11 protein-coding genes and 1 pseudogene are annotated in these 15,133 nt (G+C 65.1%); 2 read left to right on the top strand and 10 right to left on the bottom strand.

The annotated features are described in order from the left end of the window. Positions 1-254: 254 nt before the first annotated feature. The 10 genes from BGK68_RS26355 to BGK68_RS26310 all read right to left on the bottom strand — a co-directional run bounded on the left by BGK68_RS26355 (position 255) and on the right by BGK68_RS26310 (position 12,779). The gene (locus BGK68_RS26355) at positions 255-1,217 is read right to left on the bottom strand and encodes a chemotaxis protein (RefSeq protein WP_075259510.1); all 963 of its coding nucleotides are present in this window, start codon (positions 1,215-1,217) and stop codon (positions 255-257) included. A 14-nt stretch (positions 1,218-1,231) separates the two neighbouring features. Beyond that, positions 1,232-2,941, bottom strand: coding sequence for a methyl-accepting chemotaxis protein (locus tag BGK68_RS26350; RefSeq protein ID WP_075259509.1), 1,710 nt, complete (start codon positions 2,939-2,941; stop codon positions 1,232-1,234). Positions 2,942-3,071: 130 nt separating this feature from the next. Then, complete coding sequence (locus tag BGK68_RS26345) at positions 3,072-5,354, bottom strand: hybrid sensor histidine kinase/response regulator (protein ID WP_143433177.1); 2,283 nt, start codon at positions 5,352-5,354, stop codon at positions 3,072-3,074. A gap of 31 nt (positions 5,355-5,385) precedes the next feature. Further along, entirely contained in the window at positions 5,386-5,760 is a 375-nt protein-coding gene (locus tag BGK68_RS26340) for an Hpt domain-containing protein (RefSeq protein ID WP_075259507.1), read from the bottom strand. Between the two features lie 34 nt (positions 5,761-5,794). After that, positions 5,795-7,465, bottom strand: a complete 1,671-nt coding sequence (locus BGK68_RS26335) for a sensor histidine kinase (RefSeq protein ID WP_198937266.1) — start codon at positions 7,463-7,465, stop codon at positions 5,795-5,797. Positions 7,466-7,491: 26 nt separating this feature from the next. Next, on the bottom strand, positions 7,492-8,127 hold the full coding sequence (locus BGK68_RS26330) for a response regulator (protein ID WP_075259506.1): 636 nt from the start codon (positions 8,125-8,127) through the stop codon (positions 7,492-7,494). A 235-nt stretch (positions 8,128-8,362) separates the two neighbouring features. Next, complete coding sequence (locus tag BGK68_RS26325) at positions 8,363-9,922, bottom strand: cryptochrome/photolyase family protein (protein ID WP_075259505.1); 1,560 nt, start codon at positions 9,920-9,922, stop codon at positions 8,363-8,365. After that, on the bottom strand, positions 9,919-11,166 hold the full coding sequence (locus BGK68_RS26320; RefSeq protein WP_075259504.1) for an MFS transporter: 1,248 nt from the start codon (positions 11,164-11,166) through the stop codon (positions 9,919-9,921). The genes BGK68_RS26325 and BGK68_RS26320 overlap by 4 nt, the downstream gene beginning before the upstream one ends. Further along, complete coding sequence (locus BGK68_RS26315) at positions 11,163-11,750, bottom strand: chalcone isomerase family protein (RefSeq protein ID WP_075259503.1); 588 nt, start codon at positions 11,748-11,750, stop codon at positions 11,163-11,165. The genes BGK68_RS26320 and BGK68_RS26315 overlap by 4 nt, the downstream gene beginning before the upstream one ends. Before the next feature lie 111 nt (positions 11,751-11,861). After that, entirely contained in the window at positions 11,862-12,779 is a 918-nt protein-coding gene (locus tag BGK68_RS26310; protein ID WP_075259502.1) for a LysR family transcriptional regulator, read from the bottom strand. A 374-nt stretch (positions 12,780-13,153) separates the two neighbouring features. On the opposite strand from BGK68_RS26310, the pseudogene BGK68_RS26305 reads away from it, so the two are divergent. Beyond that, positions 13,154-14,019, top strand: a pseudogene (locus tag BGK68_RS26305) (intradiol ring-cleavage dioxygenase). Between the two features lie 9 nt (positions 14,020-14,028). Continuing rightward, positions 14,029-15,099 carry a maleylacetate reductase gene (locus BGK68_RS26300; protein WP_075259501.1) on the top strand — a complete coding sequence of 357 codons (1,071 nt, stop codon included), beginning with the start codon at positions 14,029-14,031 and terminating at the stop codon, positions 15,097-15,099. Positions 15,100-15,133: the final 34 nt, after the last annotated feature.

Raw genomic sequence — 15,133 nt, 5'->3', positions numbered from 1 at the left:
CCGGCGGAGACGCTCAGGAGGATGACCCGGCGCCTGGGCCGGGTGAAGGAACGTTCACTTCTGATTCTAGAAGCTTGAATTCGAAGGGGTTTGAGATAGCGCAAGCCAGTCAGCATTCCTTCATCCCGCGCGACCACGATAACGACAACTACAACGACAACGCCGCCAGCGAACTGGCGGCGTCGGGGCGGCCGACCGCTTGGTCGGCCCAGCGCTTGTAAAAAGCGCCGTCACTGGCTCTGCAGTAGGGGCTGTCAGGGGGGCAGCACCTGGCGCAGCATTGCTGCCAGTTCCGGCGGGGAAAACTTGGCCACATACCCATTGGCGCCCACCGAACGCACATGGTCTTCATTGGCGGAGCCGGTCAGCGATGAGTGAATCACCACCGGCAGTTGTTTGTATTGATCCGAAGCCTTGATCTTGCGGGTCAGCGTAAAGCCGTCCATCTCGGGCATTTCCAGGTCGGTCAGCACCATGGCCACCTTGTCGGTGAGCGGCTTGCCTTCCTGGGCGGCGGCCTGGGACAGCTGTTGCAGCTTCTTCCAGGCCTGCAGGCCATCGGTTTCCATGATGAAGGGCAGGTTGAGGTCCTTGAGGCATTGCTCGATCAGGGCGCGCGCCATGCGCGAGTCGTCAGCAGCCAGCACGACCGCACCCGGCTTGAGCTTCAGTTCGGCCGTGCCAGGCGGCGGGGCTTGCAGTTGTTCCTTCACCGGCGAGACCAGGTTGAGGATGTGTTCCACATCCAGCACCTGGACCAGCCGTCCGCCGTCGACTTCCGAATCCAGGCGGGCGATGCTGGTGACCAGGCTGCCCGGCGAGTGCGAATCGGCCGGCAGCACCTGGCTCCAGTCCAGGCGCACGATCTCTTCCACTGACTCCACCGCGAAGGCCTGGGTGTGACGGGCGAACTCGGTGATGAGCAGGATGTTGGTGCCGTGGCCGGCCTTGCAACCGGCCACCGCCGGCAGGTCCACCACCGACATCACCTGGCCGCGGATGTTGACCATCCCCATCATTGGCGAGCGCATGCCAGCGGCGGCGGTGATGTCCATCATCGGGACGATCTCGCGGATCTTGAACACGTTGATGCCATAAAGTTCGCCCGGCTTGTCAGTGGAACCGTCGGGCGTGCCCAGGCGGAACAGCAGCAGTTCGAACTTGTTGGTGGAGGTCAGGTTGGTGCGTTCGTCGATTTCTTTTTGGAAGGAGTCCATGGTTTTCTCTCTCTTCAGAATTGTTCCCAGTCGCCCTGCTCGGCGCTGGCGCGGGTGTTGCTGCGGTCGGTGCGGGTCATGACCTTGGTGCGGGCCAGGGCCGGGCGTGCCGGAGTGATATCGCGTTCAGGCTTGGCCGCAGCAGTGGTGCGGCTGGCCACCACCGGGACATGCTGGGCGTCCAGGCGGAAGACGCTGACCGTTTCGCTCAGGCGGCTGGCCTGCTCCTGCAAGGCCTTGGCGGCGGCGGCAGCCTGTTCCACCAGGGCGGCGTTCTGCTGGGTGTTTTCATCCATCTGCACTACGGCGTTGTTGATCTGCTCGATGCCCTGGGTCTGTTCGGCGCCGGCCGCGGTGATCTCGGCCACGATGTCGGAGACGCGCTTGACGCTGGCTACCACCTCATTCATGGTCTGGCCGGCCTCGTCGACCAGCTTGCTGCCGGTATCGACCTTGGCCACCGAGTCGTCGATGAGGGCCTTGATCTCATGGGCCGCCGCAGCGCTGCGCTGGGCCAGGGTGCGCACCTCGGAGGCCACCACGGCGAAGCCGCGTCCCTGTTCGCCGGCCCGGGCCGCTTCCACTGCGGCGTTCAAGGCCAGGATGTTGGTCTGGAAGGCGATGCCGTCGATGACGCCGATGATGTCCACGATCTTGCGTGAGGAATCATTGATGGCGCTCATCGTATCGACCACCTTGCCCACCACTGTGCCGCCGGCCTGGGCCACCTCGGAGGCGTTGACGGCCAACTGGTTGGCCTGGCGGGCGTTGTCGGAGTTCTGGCGCACGGTCGAGGTCAGCTCTTCCATCGCCGAGGCGGTTTCTTCCAGCGCGCCGGCCTGCTGTTCGGTGCGGGAAGACAGGTCCATATTGCCGGTGGCGATTTCGGCCGAGGCGGTGGTGATGGTGTCGGTGCCTTGACGCACTTCCCGCACGATCTTGAGCAGGTTGCCATTCATCTGCCGCAGCGCCTCCAGCAGCTGGCCGGTCTCGTCGCGGTGGGCGGTGGGGATGTCGGCCGTGAGGTCGCCGGCGGCCACTTGACGGGCGATGTCCACGGCATTGGCCAGCGGACGGGCGACCAGTCGGGCGATCCACCAGGACAGGGCCATGGCCAGCACCACGCAAGTGGTCACCAGCGCCAGGATCGCCATGTTGGCTTGACCGTAGATGCGGTCAGCCTCGGCGTCGGAGACGGCGGCGCCCTTGCTGTTGACCTCGCTCAACTCGCCGATCTGCTCCTGCAGCTTGCGGTACACCGGAGTCGAGGTGCTGTTCATCAGGGCGTGCGCGGCCTGTTTCTGATCCTGCTCGAACAGGGCGCTCATGCGCTCGTGGGCGTCCTTGTAGACGGCGATATTGCGTTCGATCTCGGGATACAGCTCTTTTTCCCGAGGTTCGGAGACCAGCTTGCCGTAGCGGGCGACTTCCTTGAGCAGGATGGCCATCTGCTTGTCAGCGCGTTCGCGCGAGGCTTTTTCTTCTTGTTTGTCGGCAGCCAGCAGTTGCTGCATGTCGAAGCTGCGCGAACGGGCCAGCGCCAGGCTGATCTTGGACAGGGCGTCAATACTGGGCAGCCAGTTACGCGCGATGTCGGTGGAGCTCTTGTTGACGGCGGCTAGCTGCAGGCTGGAAAAGCCACCCAGGCCGATGATGAAGACCAGCACCACCAGGAAGGCGGCATTGAGCTTGTGGGCAATTTTTAGATTGTAGAACCAGTTCATGATGATGACTCCCCCTGAGTCTTGCTGAAGGCATTTCTATGCCTGATGGAGTCATCATAATCACATGCGACAAATAAATCAAATAAAACAATTTAATCAGTTGTTTTATTTATTTGTGGAATTTACTTTTTTACGGTTTTTGTAGCCATTTTTCCACAACCTGCATCAGCCCGACCTGGGTGAAGGGCTTGCTCAGGTAGTCGTCCATGCCGGCGTCCAGGCAACGCTGGCGGTCGCCCTCGATGGCGCTGGCGGTGAGGGCGATGATAGGGGTGCGGGGCAATTGGCGCGCTGCTTCGAAGGTACGGACCTCGGCGGTGGCCTGGTAGCCGTCCATGATAGGCATCATGCAGTCCATCAGCACCAGGTCATAGTGGCCGGTGCGGATGGCTTCGACCGCCTGCAAGCCGTTTTCCACTTCCTGCAGGATGCAGCCCTTGCGGGCCAGCAGGATGCGCAACAGTTGCCGGTTGATTTCGGTGTCCTCGGCCATGAGGATGCGTGCTCCCGCCAGCACCGAGGGGGCTGATGCCGCCGGTGTAGCTGGCGGCGCGGGCGTGACCGCTGGCGGCTGGGGAGCGCTGCCGGAGGGGGTGAGCGCGAGCATCCCCGGTTCAGGGGCAGCCGCTGGCGCCTGCGGCGCTGTCGGTGCCACCATGTCGCTGGGTGCGGCCGTGCTGGCTTCGGCACAGCCGATATCGAAACTGAAGCGGGTCGATTCGCCCGGAATGCTCTGGCAGGCAATGGTCCCGCCCATCAGTTCGACCAGGTTCTTGCTGATGGCCAGACCCAGTCCGGTGCCGCCGAAGCGGCGCGAGATCGAGCTGTCGGCCTGGGCGAAGGGGCGGAACAGCTGTTGCAGCGCCTCCGGGGAGATGCCGATGCCGGTGTCGGTGATGGCGAAGAACAGCCGCCAGCGGCTCGGTCCGCGCTCATCCTGGTGCGCCAACATGCTCAGCTGGACTTGACCCGCCTGGGTGAACTTGATGGCGTTGCTGAGCAGATTGCCCAGCACCTGCTTGAGCCGCGCGGGGTCGCCCACCAGAGTCAGGTGGTCCGGGCAGTCCAGGCGCAGGTCGAATTGCACGTCCTTGCGCTGCAGCGAAGGACGGTAGAGGTCCGACAGTTCCTGCACCAGCCGTACTGGGTGGAAGGGCACCAGTTCCAGGTCCAGCTTGCCGGATTCGATCTTGGAGAAATCGAGGATATCGTTGATGATGCGCACCAGCCCGCCGGTAGCGCCATGGATGCTGTCGGCATAGTCGCGCTGCTTGCTGCTCAGGCCCGATTCCATCAACAGTTCGGACAGGCCCAGGATGCCGTTCATGGGCGTACGGATCTCATGGCTGACCATGGCCAGGAAATGCGACTTGGCCTCGTTGGCGTGGTCGGCCTCTTCCTTCAGCCGCGTGGCCAGCAGGGCGTCCTGTTCGCGCCGCCGCACCTGGCGCCAGGTCAGCACGAAACCGCCGATCAGTCCCACCACGCTGATGGCGGCCACCAGCATGAGCGGATACATGGATTCCATCCATTCGCCGAAATACACCTCGTCGGTGACGCCGATTTCCAGGTACAGCGGCCAGTTGCGCACCGGACGATGGATGCCCAGCCAGTGCGACTGCATGAACATGTGCGGCTGGCGGTCGTCATCGTTGAGCAGCATGTTGGGATGCAGCTGCGCCAGCGGCGTGATGCTGCGTCGCTGGCCCTGGTCCGGCAGCAGGTCGGTGGAGGTCAGCGTCTTGCCATCCTTGCGCGCCAGCACGATGGAGAAGGGCTTGTCGCGGGTGACATTGTCAAAGAAGTTCTCGAAGAAGGAGCAGGGCAGGCCAATGACGATGATGGCCAGGAGCCGGCCCTGGCGATCATTGACGCGGCGGCTCACGTAGAAGGTCGGCACCCCGCCCGCGCGCGAGAGCACGGTCTCGCCGACGAACTCGGCGGTGGAATCGGAGTTGCGATGGTGTCGGTAGTAGTCGCGGTCGGTGAGGTCGATCGGCGGGGCCGGATACACCCGCGACAGCGCCAGGATGCGTCCCTCGGCATTGGCCACGCCGATGCCGCTGATGAAGGGTAGGCCGCGGATCTTTTCGCGCATGATCTGCGAGAAATCGACGCTGCCCACATGCCGCTGCAACTGTTGCTGGTCGGCCGGATTGGCCTGTTCGATGTCGGCCTGGATGCTGTCGATCACCAGCCGCGCCGAAGACATGGTCTGGGCGGTGTTTTCGGCCAGTACGGTGGAGAGCGTGGAGAGATCGTTGCGCCAGTCATTGAGACTGGCGCGATAGAGCAGCGTGGCGGAAACGATGACCGTGGCCGTCAGCAGGACCAGCAGCAGTGCGCCCACCGTCAGGACGGAGACGCGCATGCGGGGCGTCTTGCGCTTGCCGGGGGGGATGGGAGTGCTCATGTCGTCAACGCACGCACAGCGCAGGGTGGGTTCAGGCGGAGCCTGCCGACTGCGCATAGCACCGGATCTCTTCCAGCGCCTGGTCGAAACAGGCCTGCAGCTGCGTCCATTGTTCCGGTGGCGGCAAGCTGCCGGCGCGCGCGGCAGCTTCCGTCTGCTGCAGCCGCTCGGTGAGCGCGCGGGCGTTGAACAGGGCGCTCATGCCCTTGAGCGCATGGCTCTCGTGGCGGGTCGCCTCAGGGTTGCCCGCGCGGGCGGCCTGCGCCAGCCGGGCGAAGATCGCGGGCGCGCTGTCGGCAAAGGTCCGGGCCAGCGATGCGACCGTGCGGGCGTCTCCCCCTACGGCTTGCAGCAGCGCGCTGGGATCGATGTGGCGATATTGGTGTGGGTCTTGGCCCGGCTGCACTATTTCTCCCTGCTCTTTTAGTTTTGGGTGACTGCTACTTCGGCTCTTGCAATGGCAGAGTGAAGCTAAATGTAGAACCTTGGTGCTGTTTCGACTGTAGCACGAGTTGACCGCCCATGAGCGTGACCAGACGCTGTGCGATGGTCAATCCCAGCCCTGCGCCTTCCTGGCTGCGCCGCGGGCTGTCGTCGGCCTGGGTGAATTTCTCGAATATGTCATTCTGCTGGCTGGCGGCAATGCCGATGCCGGTGTCCTTGATGCGCATGGTCAACTGCTGCGCGCCGCTGCGTTCGACCTCGACCGTGACGCGGCCCTGATCGGTATAGCGCACCGCATTGCTGATAAGGTTGTCCAGCACGCGCTGGATCTTGCGCTCATCACAGACCAGGATCTGCGGCACATCGTCGCTGATGCGGCACTCCAGTTGCAGGCCCTTGGCCTGGGCTGGCTGGTAATGACGGGCAATGGCCTGGCCGACCAGTTCGCGGATGTTGGCCGGCTCCAGGTGGACGGCGACCCGGCGGTCTTCCAGTTCGGTCACTTCGAGGATGGCGTTGACCAGGTCCAGCAGCCGGTTGCCGCTGTCATGGATGGCCGCGGCGTATTGCGCCAGGGGCGATTCGCCCAGCTCTTCGCGCAGGGCGTCGGAATAGCCGAGCACGCCGTTCAAGGGGGTGCGGAATTCATGCGACATGTTGGACAGGAAGCGCGACTTGGTCTGGCTGGCCTGCAGTGCTTCGCGCCGGCTGCGCACCAGTGAGCCGGCAAGCCAGAGCAGCACCGCATTGAAGACCAGTACCGCCACCGACAGCAGACCGGCCAGCATCAGGGTGCGCTCGCGCTCGCGGTAATACGGCGCCAGCCTTTCCTCCAGGTCAATGCCCACTGCGGCGAACAAGGGATAATCGCGCAGCTTCTGGAAGGCGTAGAGACGTTCGCGGCCATCGATCTTGCTGACGGCTTCGATGGTGCCGCTGCCCTGGGCCAGCATGGCCGCATAGACCTTGCCGCCGGCGACCTGTTCGCCCATGGCGTCCATGTCACCGGTACGGCGCACCCGCGCTACACCATCGGCCCCCACCAGGGTGATGACGCCGTGACGGCCGACGTCGATCTGGTGGTACAGCCGGGTGAAGTATTGCGGGTCCATCGACACCACGACCACGCCGCCAAAGCTGCCATCGGGGCGGTTGATGCGGCGCGTGATCTGCAGCGACCACTTCTTGGACACCCGGCCCAGCACGGGCTTGCTGATGAAGAGCTGGTCCTGGCCGCCTTGCATGTGGACTTGCACATGTTCGCGGTCGGCCAGGTTGACGGGGGTGAAGGGTTTGCTGGAGAGCACCACGTCGCCCTGGGCATCGACGATGGAAAAGAGGTTGTAGACATTGCGCGCCACCAGGCCGTTGTCGATCTCGGTGGCCAGGTCCAGGGCATTGCCGCGCTCGGCGTAGCGATAGCGCAGGTAGAGCGCGGCCTGATCGGCCGCCTCGATGGTGCGGTAGGCATGTTCCAGGAACAGGCGCGAGAGCGACTGGGCGTCGCGGCGTGCGTCGTCGAGGTAATTATCGCGGCTGTTCTGCAGTTCCTTGAAGGCGCCCAGCCACAGCCCGCAGATCAGCAACAGCGAAAACAGCGAGAGGGCTACGCGCAGATCGATGCGCGCAAACCGGAGCGGGAGAGAATGTTGTTTCCGGTCATCCATGAAGCACTCTGGCCTTTGCCTGTGGTTTATCGGGCTTCGCGCTCCCTGCGGGCACAGCAGGCACGCATGTAGCCGCGCAGTTCATCAAAATTGATCGGCTTGGGGAAGAACACCACCCCCGCCGGGATACCGCCGCGCTGCGCCATCTCGTCCTTGTCCAGGCTGCTGGCGATGGCGATGCTCACATCCCGCAACTGCGGATCGCTGAGGATGGTCTTGACGACTTCATAGCCGTCCATGCCTTCCATGACGATATCGGCCAGCACCACGTCGGGCTTGCTGCGCGCGATTTCCAGCAGCGCCTTGTAACCGTTCTCGCAATAGACCAGGTCCAGCGGCAGGTTCCACGAGGCCAGCGCCTTGGCGTACAGCTCGCGCTGCAACTGGTTGTCTTCGATCACCAGTACGGCAGTGCGGCCATTGCCGGCGCGCTGCGCCATGTGACTGCGGCCATGTTCACCGGCGTCTCCGGCGCTGCCCGGTGTAGCCTTGTAGGCGTGCACGGCGGTCAGCGGGATGCGGCGGTGGCCGCCCTTGGTCTTCCAGGCCTCGATGATGCCGGCTTCCACCAACTGCTGAACCGAGGACACCGAAATGCCGAGGATGTGGGCCGCTTCCTGCGTGGTGCACACCTCGGAGCTGCTAGTCTTTGCGGTTTTCATAGCTCTATTATCAGTATATTACACAAATAAATCAAATTCATTAGATAGAATTTAAATTCAATATAATCGTTTTTCTTCAAAAACAACAGCGTCGCGGCGAGATTTTCCGATGTGGAAACAACGCTTGTGCCAGACGGAACTTTTTCTGTGCATTATGCAGCGATTTCGTGCGACTTCGTCAGTTTTTGTTACTTTTCCAGCCGCTTTCATCGCTTCCGGCGAGGCCGCCGGCAGGTCAGAGCTGGTCCAGGCGCGCGCGCAGCTGGGTCGCCCGTTCGCGCAGGCGGCCCAGTTCCTGCGTATCCATCTTGCTTAGCTGCTGGTAGGCCCTGCCCATGCGGGCATTCTTGCCGAAGCGCTCCTGGTGGCGCAGGAAGAAGTCCCAGTAGAGGGCGTTGTAGGGACAGGCGTCCTCGCTATGCCTCTGCCTGGGATCATAGGCGCAGCCCTGGCAATAGTCGCTCATGCGTCCGATGTAGGCGGCGCTGCTGACATAGGGCTTGGTGGCGATGATGCCGCCGTCGGCCCACTGGCTCATGCCCAGGGTATTGGGCAGTTCCACCCATTCGAAGGCGTCGATATAGATGCCCAGGTACCACTGGTGCAGGGCCTTGGGATCGAGGCCGGCCAGCAGCGCGAAATTGCCGATCACCATCAGGCGCTGGATGTGATGGGCGTGGGCGCTCTGCAGGGACTGGCCGATGGCCTGCTGCAGGCAGCGCATGCGGGTCTGGCCGGTCCAGAACCAGGCCGGCAGTGGCAACGCATGGTCCAGCGCATTGTGGTCCTCATAGCCGGGCATCTGCGACCAGTAGATGCCGCGCACGTATTCGCGCCAGCCGATGATCTGGCGCACAAAGCCTTCCACTGCCGCCAGCGGCGCCTGCCCCTCGCGGTAGGCCTCTTCGGCGCGCCGCACCACTTCCAGCGGATGCAGCATCTTCACGTTCAGGGCGAACGACAGCAGCGAATGGAACAGCCGCTGGGCGCGGCTGCTCATGGCGTCTTCAAAATCGCCGAAGCAGGGCAGGGCGTGGGTGATGAAGTGTTCCAGGTGCGCCAGTGCTTCTTCCCGGTTCAGCGGCCAGCGCAACTGGCTGGCCTGGGGATCGCCGAAGGTCGGCACCGCGCTGGCCTGCAACATCTCCCACAGCGCCCCGTGATCATGCGGCTGGCGCCAGTCGGCCGGCTCGGCGGGCGTGCCGGGCCAGCGTTTGCGGTTGTCGTGGTCGAAATTCCACTGGCCGCCGGCCGGGCTGCCGTCGGCTTCCAGCAAGAGTTCGAAGCGCCGCCGCATCTGGCGGTAGAAATGTTCCATCAGCCACTGCTTGCGGCCGCTGAAGAGGCGCGGCAGTTCGTGGCGATCGGTGAGGAAATGCTCGCTATCGACCATGGAGGTCTCCAGCGGCTGTGCTTGCGCCCACTGCCGCAGCGCCTCATCGACGCGCCACTCGTCGGGGGCCTGCCATTGCACCTGGCTGGCCTGGTAGTGCCGCGCCAGGGCGCTCAGATTGTCCACCAGCGACTGGCGGTTGCTGGGGTCGTCGAGCCGGATGTAACGCACCCGGTGGCCGCCGGCCTTGAGATGTCCGGCGAAGTCGCGCATGGCGGCAAAGAGGGCCAGGATCTTTTGCGCGTGGTGCAGCACATAGTCGGTCTCGCTGCGCACTTCCATGAGTACGTAGACCACCCGGTCATCGCACTGGTCGAACCAGGAGTGCCGGGCGTTCAACTGGTCGCCCAGGATCAGGCGCAGCGTGGCGGCCCGGGGCGGGGCGGCGGGGGCCTTGCTCATGCCTGTCCGGAAGCAGGAAAGCGGCGGCCATAGTGGCCCAGCACCTGCCAGGCCAGCAGCTTGAGCAGGCAGGGCAGCACCGCATAGACCAGCGGCAGGCTCACGCTGGGACCCTGGCCCGGGCGGTAATCCAGCGCCGCCAGCAGCGGCAGTGCAATACCGGAGAGCGCCAGGGCCAGCTTGCCCAGCATGGTGAGGATGCCAAAGGCGACGCCCACGGCTTGCGCTTGCGGCACCGAGCGCGCCAGCAGCACCGGCGGCAGCAGCAGGTCGGCCCCCAGCGCGGCGCCAGTAGCCAGGCACACCGCCAGGAAGGCCAGGCGATCACCCGGCCCCAGCAGCGCTGCGCCGATGAAGCCGGCCACCGAGAGCAGCATCGCATAGCGCCAGCAGGCCACCGCGCCGACACGACGCGAGAGCGCCCCCCAGAGCGGCAAGCCCAGCGCCGCTGCGCCGAAGTAGGCCGCCAGGAACAGCCCGGCCAGCCGGCCCTGCTGCAATTGATCCTCGATGAAGAACAGCGCCAGCGTGGCCGCAATCGCGGCCGACAGGGCATTGAGCAGATAGGGCGGCAACAGGGTGCGGAAGGCGTGGGTCTCCCACAGGCCGCGCAGGGCGCTCTTCCAGTGATGGCCGTCGGCCTGCGGCTGGGGCGGCGGGTTCTGCCGCAGCAGCACCAGCAATGCCAGCCCCAGCAAGGCGGCAAAGCCGGCGCAGTAGAAGGTGATGCGCGCATCGATCCGGCTGGCTTCGGCCGCGAGGATGGCGGCCGGGATCACGCTGGCTACGATCACCCCGGCCAGTCCCGCTGCCTCGCGCCAGGCGACGGCGCGCAAGCCCTTCTCCGGCAGTCGCGACGCCCACGACAGGTAGGCGATGCTGAGCATGCTGTGCGCCCCGTAGGCCAGCACCAGCATGGCCACCAGCCACAGCATGGCGGCGTGCGGATCCTGCGGCGGCTTCCACAGGCAGACGAAGGCCACGGCCAGCACTGCGCCGGCCATGGCCATCCAGCGCTTCTGGCGGTGCGCCGAGCGATCCAGCAGGTGGCCGAACACCGGGTCTTGCAACATGTCCAGCAGGCGCGCGCCGAACAGCACCCAGCCCAGCGGCGCCAGCGCCAGGCCGACATGGCTGGCGTAGTAGGCCGGGATCTGCACGAATAGCGGCAAGGCCGCCATCGCCAGCGGTGCGCCCAGCAAGCCGTAGGCGGCGTCCTGGCCGCGCGGGGGGGCAGCACTCAAGGATTTTCCCCCAGCAGGCGGCGGCGCAGGCTCTCGTCGCGGCTGGGCTGGCCCAGCCAGATGTTGAAGAAGGCTTTCGCCAGCTCGGGGTCGGCGATCTCGGCCAGTTGCTTGTCGCGGTCGTAGAGACGCATGCCGCGCCCCGGCAGGTACAGGCCCACCAGTTCATCGCCATCGGCCACGTCGACGAAGGCGCGCGCCAGCTCTTCCTTCCAGCGCGCCAGCGTGGTGGCGGCGATGGGTGTGGGGCTCATGCGCTGGATTTCCTCGATGGAGGTGCTGGCCAACTTGTCGCGGCTGATCTTGACCTTGTAGTCCAACTGCAGGGCAAAGGGCTGGCCGGGGTCCAGCGGCCGCTGCCCCGCCCACAGGGTGGCCTGGTAGATGCGGAAACCCAGCCAGGTCATCGTGCCGCTGCCGATGGGCTGGGCCGCGGGCAAGGCCTCGCGCCAGGACGCCGCAGCGTGGCCGGGCAGCGCCGCCAGGGCGGTGGCCAGCAGCAGCACGCACGCGGCCAGGCGGGCGGGACGCAGTCGCAGAGGCAGGAAGACGGAGGGGCAAGCGGAGGGGCAAGCGATGGACATGGGAACGACTCCTAGTGAAATGGCAGCCATGCGCTAGCTTAACCTCAATCGCAAGGGTTTGCTACTGATCGGTATTATTATTTACCGAAAGGTATTTTTCGGCGTCGCAGCTCAGCGCGTCCATTTCCGCTCGTAGTCCATCTCTTCGAAATGCTGTACCAGGAAATCGATGAAGACCCTGACCCGCGCCGGCAGATGCTTGCGTCCCTGATAGGCGATGTTGATGCTCAGGCGGGGCAGGTCCCATTCGTCCAGGACCGGCACCAGGCGGCCCGCCACCACGTCGTCGTAGATGATGTAGTTGGGCTGGATCAGGATGCCCAATCCCTCCAGGGCGGCGGCGCGGATGATCTGGCCATCGTTCGACTGCATCAGGCTCTTGATCTCCAGCGTGCGCTGGCTGCCGTCGCGTCCGGTCAGGCGCAGGCGGTTGGGCTCCTTGGCGTGGCTGTAGACCAGCAGGTCATGCCGGGCCAGATCGTCCAGGGTACGCGGCGTGCCACGTGCGGCCAGGTAGCCTGGCGCGGCCGCCAGGATGTGGCGGGTCGTGGCCAGGCGGCGCACGGCGATGTTGGCGTCGGGTTCGAATTCGCGGGTGCGGATGGCCAGGTCGATATCGCTGTCGAGCAGGTCCATGTAGCGGTTGGCGGCGATGAGCTCGAGCGTGATGTCGGGATAGCGCTGGTGAAAGCGCGGCAGCAGCGGGCTGATGTGCTTCATGCAGAAGGACAGCGACGAGGTGATGCGCAACGTGCCGCTCGGCGCTGCGCTGGCGGCATTGACCTCTTGCTCGGCCTCCTTCATCTGCGTGAGCGCCGCCTTGCAGTGGCGGTAGAAGTCCTCGCCTGCGCGGCTCAGGCCCAGCCGGCGCGTGCTGCGCTCCACCAGGCGCGCGCCCAGGCGCTGTTCCAGGGCCGCCAGCGCCCGGCTGGCGGCGGCATTGGACAGGCCCAGCGCTTCGGCCGCGCGGGACAGGCTGCCCAGTTCGGCCACCTGGACGAACAGTTCGAATTGACTCCAGCGATCCACGCCAGCTCCTTAGGGTCTGTTCACACTTAATCTGCGAGATGCGTTGCCCCCAGAAGGCGCGCGTCAGGGCTGGTGGTGGTGCCACCAGCCCTGACGTGCAACGCGGCCAGCGCGCCTTCTGGGGGCAACCCTCCGGGAGAGGCCGCCAAGCGTCGCCTGCCGTTGTTGCAGCTCCTTGCCGTGGCGCCACCACGGCGCGTCGCCGCGCCTAGGCAGTCAACGCTTGGCGACCTCTCGCACTCGCAGATTAAGTGTGAACAGGCCCTAGGCCCAAAGTGGAAAACAGTTTTCCGATTGATGCATATATCCGGGCGCAACTGCCCTTTATATTACCGTGCACCGGAAAAATAATTCATCCTGCCAAGGAGGAGACCATGCTCAACCTGAACGAAGACACCATCACCCAGGCCGTCCTGGCCCGCCATGCCGGCCTGGCCGACGAACGCCTGCGCCAGATCATGACCAGCCTGGTTCAACATCTGCACGCCTTCGCCCGCGAGGTCAAGCTGACCGAGGAAGAATGGTTTGCCGGCATCCGTTTCCTGACCGAGACCGGGCAGCTCTGTTAGGACCAGCGCCAGGAGTTCATCCTGCTCTCCGACACCCTGGGCCTGTCCACCCTGGTCATGGCGCAGCAGAACCACAAGCCCGCCGATTGCACCGAGGCCACCGTGTTCGGTCCCTTCCACGTCGAGGATGCACCGCAGTACCCGCTGGGCGCGGACATCGCCAACGGCGCCAAGGGCGAGCCCTGCTTCGTCAGCGGCTGCGTGCGCGGGCGCGACGGCCAGCCGCTGGCCCAGGCCCGCATGGAAGTCTGGCAGGCCGATGAAGACGGCTTCTACGACGTGCAATATGCCGACCTGGATCAGCACGCGCACGCGGCACGCTCTTCACCGACGCCCAGGGGCGCTACCATTTCCGCTGCATCCTGGCCAATTCCTATCCGATTCCCCATGACGGTCCGGTGGGGCGGATGCTGGACAAGCTGGGTCGCCATCCCTGGCGACCGGCGCACCTGCATTTCCGCATCCAGGCCGAGGGCTATGAAACCTTGATTACCCACGTCTTCCGTCGTGGCGATGCCTATCTCGATTCGGACGCGGTCTTTGGCGTACGCTCCACGCTCATCGCCGACTGGCCGCGCCATCCCGCTGGCACGGCCCCCGACGGCACGCAGTGCGAGCAGCCTTTCTATACGCTGGACTATGATTTCGTCCTCAATCCTCTGCGCAACTGAGCCCCTACCATGCAAGCCTTCACCTATACCAGCGCCGCCGCCCGCGTGATCTTTGGCCACGGCAGCCTGCAGCACCTGGTGCGCGAGACCGAACTGCTGGGCGCGCAACGCGCCTTGGTGCTGTGTACGCCCGGCCAGCGCGCCGAGGCCGAACGCGTGGCCGCCCTCATCGGTGCGCGCTGCGCCGGCATCTTCGACCAGGCCGTGATGCATGTGCCGATAGAAACCGCCCGCCACGCCCGTGAGGTCGCCCGTGCGCTGGGCGCGGATTGCGCCATCGCCATCGGCGGCGGCTCCACCATGGGCCTGGGCAAGGCCATTGCGCTGGAGTCGGAGCTGCCTATCCTGGCCATCCCCACCACCTACGCTGGCAGCGAGATGACGCCGATCTATGGCCTCACCGAGGCGGGACGGAAGAAGACCGGGCGCGATGCCCGGGTGCTGCCGCGCACGGTCATCTACGATCCCGCGCTGAGCCTGGGGCTGCCGCTGGACCTGTCGGTCACCAGCGGCATCAACGCCATGGCGCACGCCGCCGAGGGTCTATATGCGCCCGACGCCAATCCCATCATGTCGCTGCTGGCCGAAGAAGGCCTGCGCGCCCTGGCCGAAGGTCTGCCGCAGATCGCCGCGCGCGCCGATGATATCGACGCCCGCAGCCGCTGCCTGTATGGCGCCTGGCTATGCGGCACGGTGCTGGGCAATGTGGGGATGTCGCTGCACCACAAGCTCTGCCATACGCTGGGCGGCAGCTACAACCTGCCGCATGCGCAGACACACACGGTGATCCTGCCGCATGCCCTGGCCTATAACGCCGCCGCAGCCCCGCAGGCGATGCAGCGCATTGCGCGCGCGCTCGGCGTCGAGGATGCCGCGCAGGGCGTCTATGCGCTGGCGCGTGCATTGCATGCCCCGCTGTCCCTGAAGGAACTGGGCATGCCCTATGAGGCCCTGGCGCAATGCACCGAGATCGCCTTGCAGAATGCCTATGCCAATCCGCGTCCCTTGCAGCGCGAAGCTCTGCATGCCCTGCTGGAGGATGCCTGGCATGGGCGCCCGCCAGCGGGTGGGCGCGACTGAGCCAGTCTCCAGCCTGGCGTGCGCCATGGCTCCT

The sequence above is a fragment of the Herbaspirillum camelliae genome (assembly GCF_001929405.1).
Classification (GTDB): Bacteria; Pseudomonadota; Gammaproteobacteria; order Burkholderiales; family Burkholderiaceae_D; genus Herbaspirillum; species Herbaspirillum seropedicae.
The sequence above is the reverse complement of the archived record's forward strand: the minus strand, read 5'-3'. Positions and strand labels throughout refer to the sequence as shown.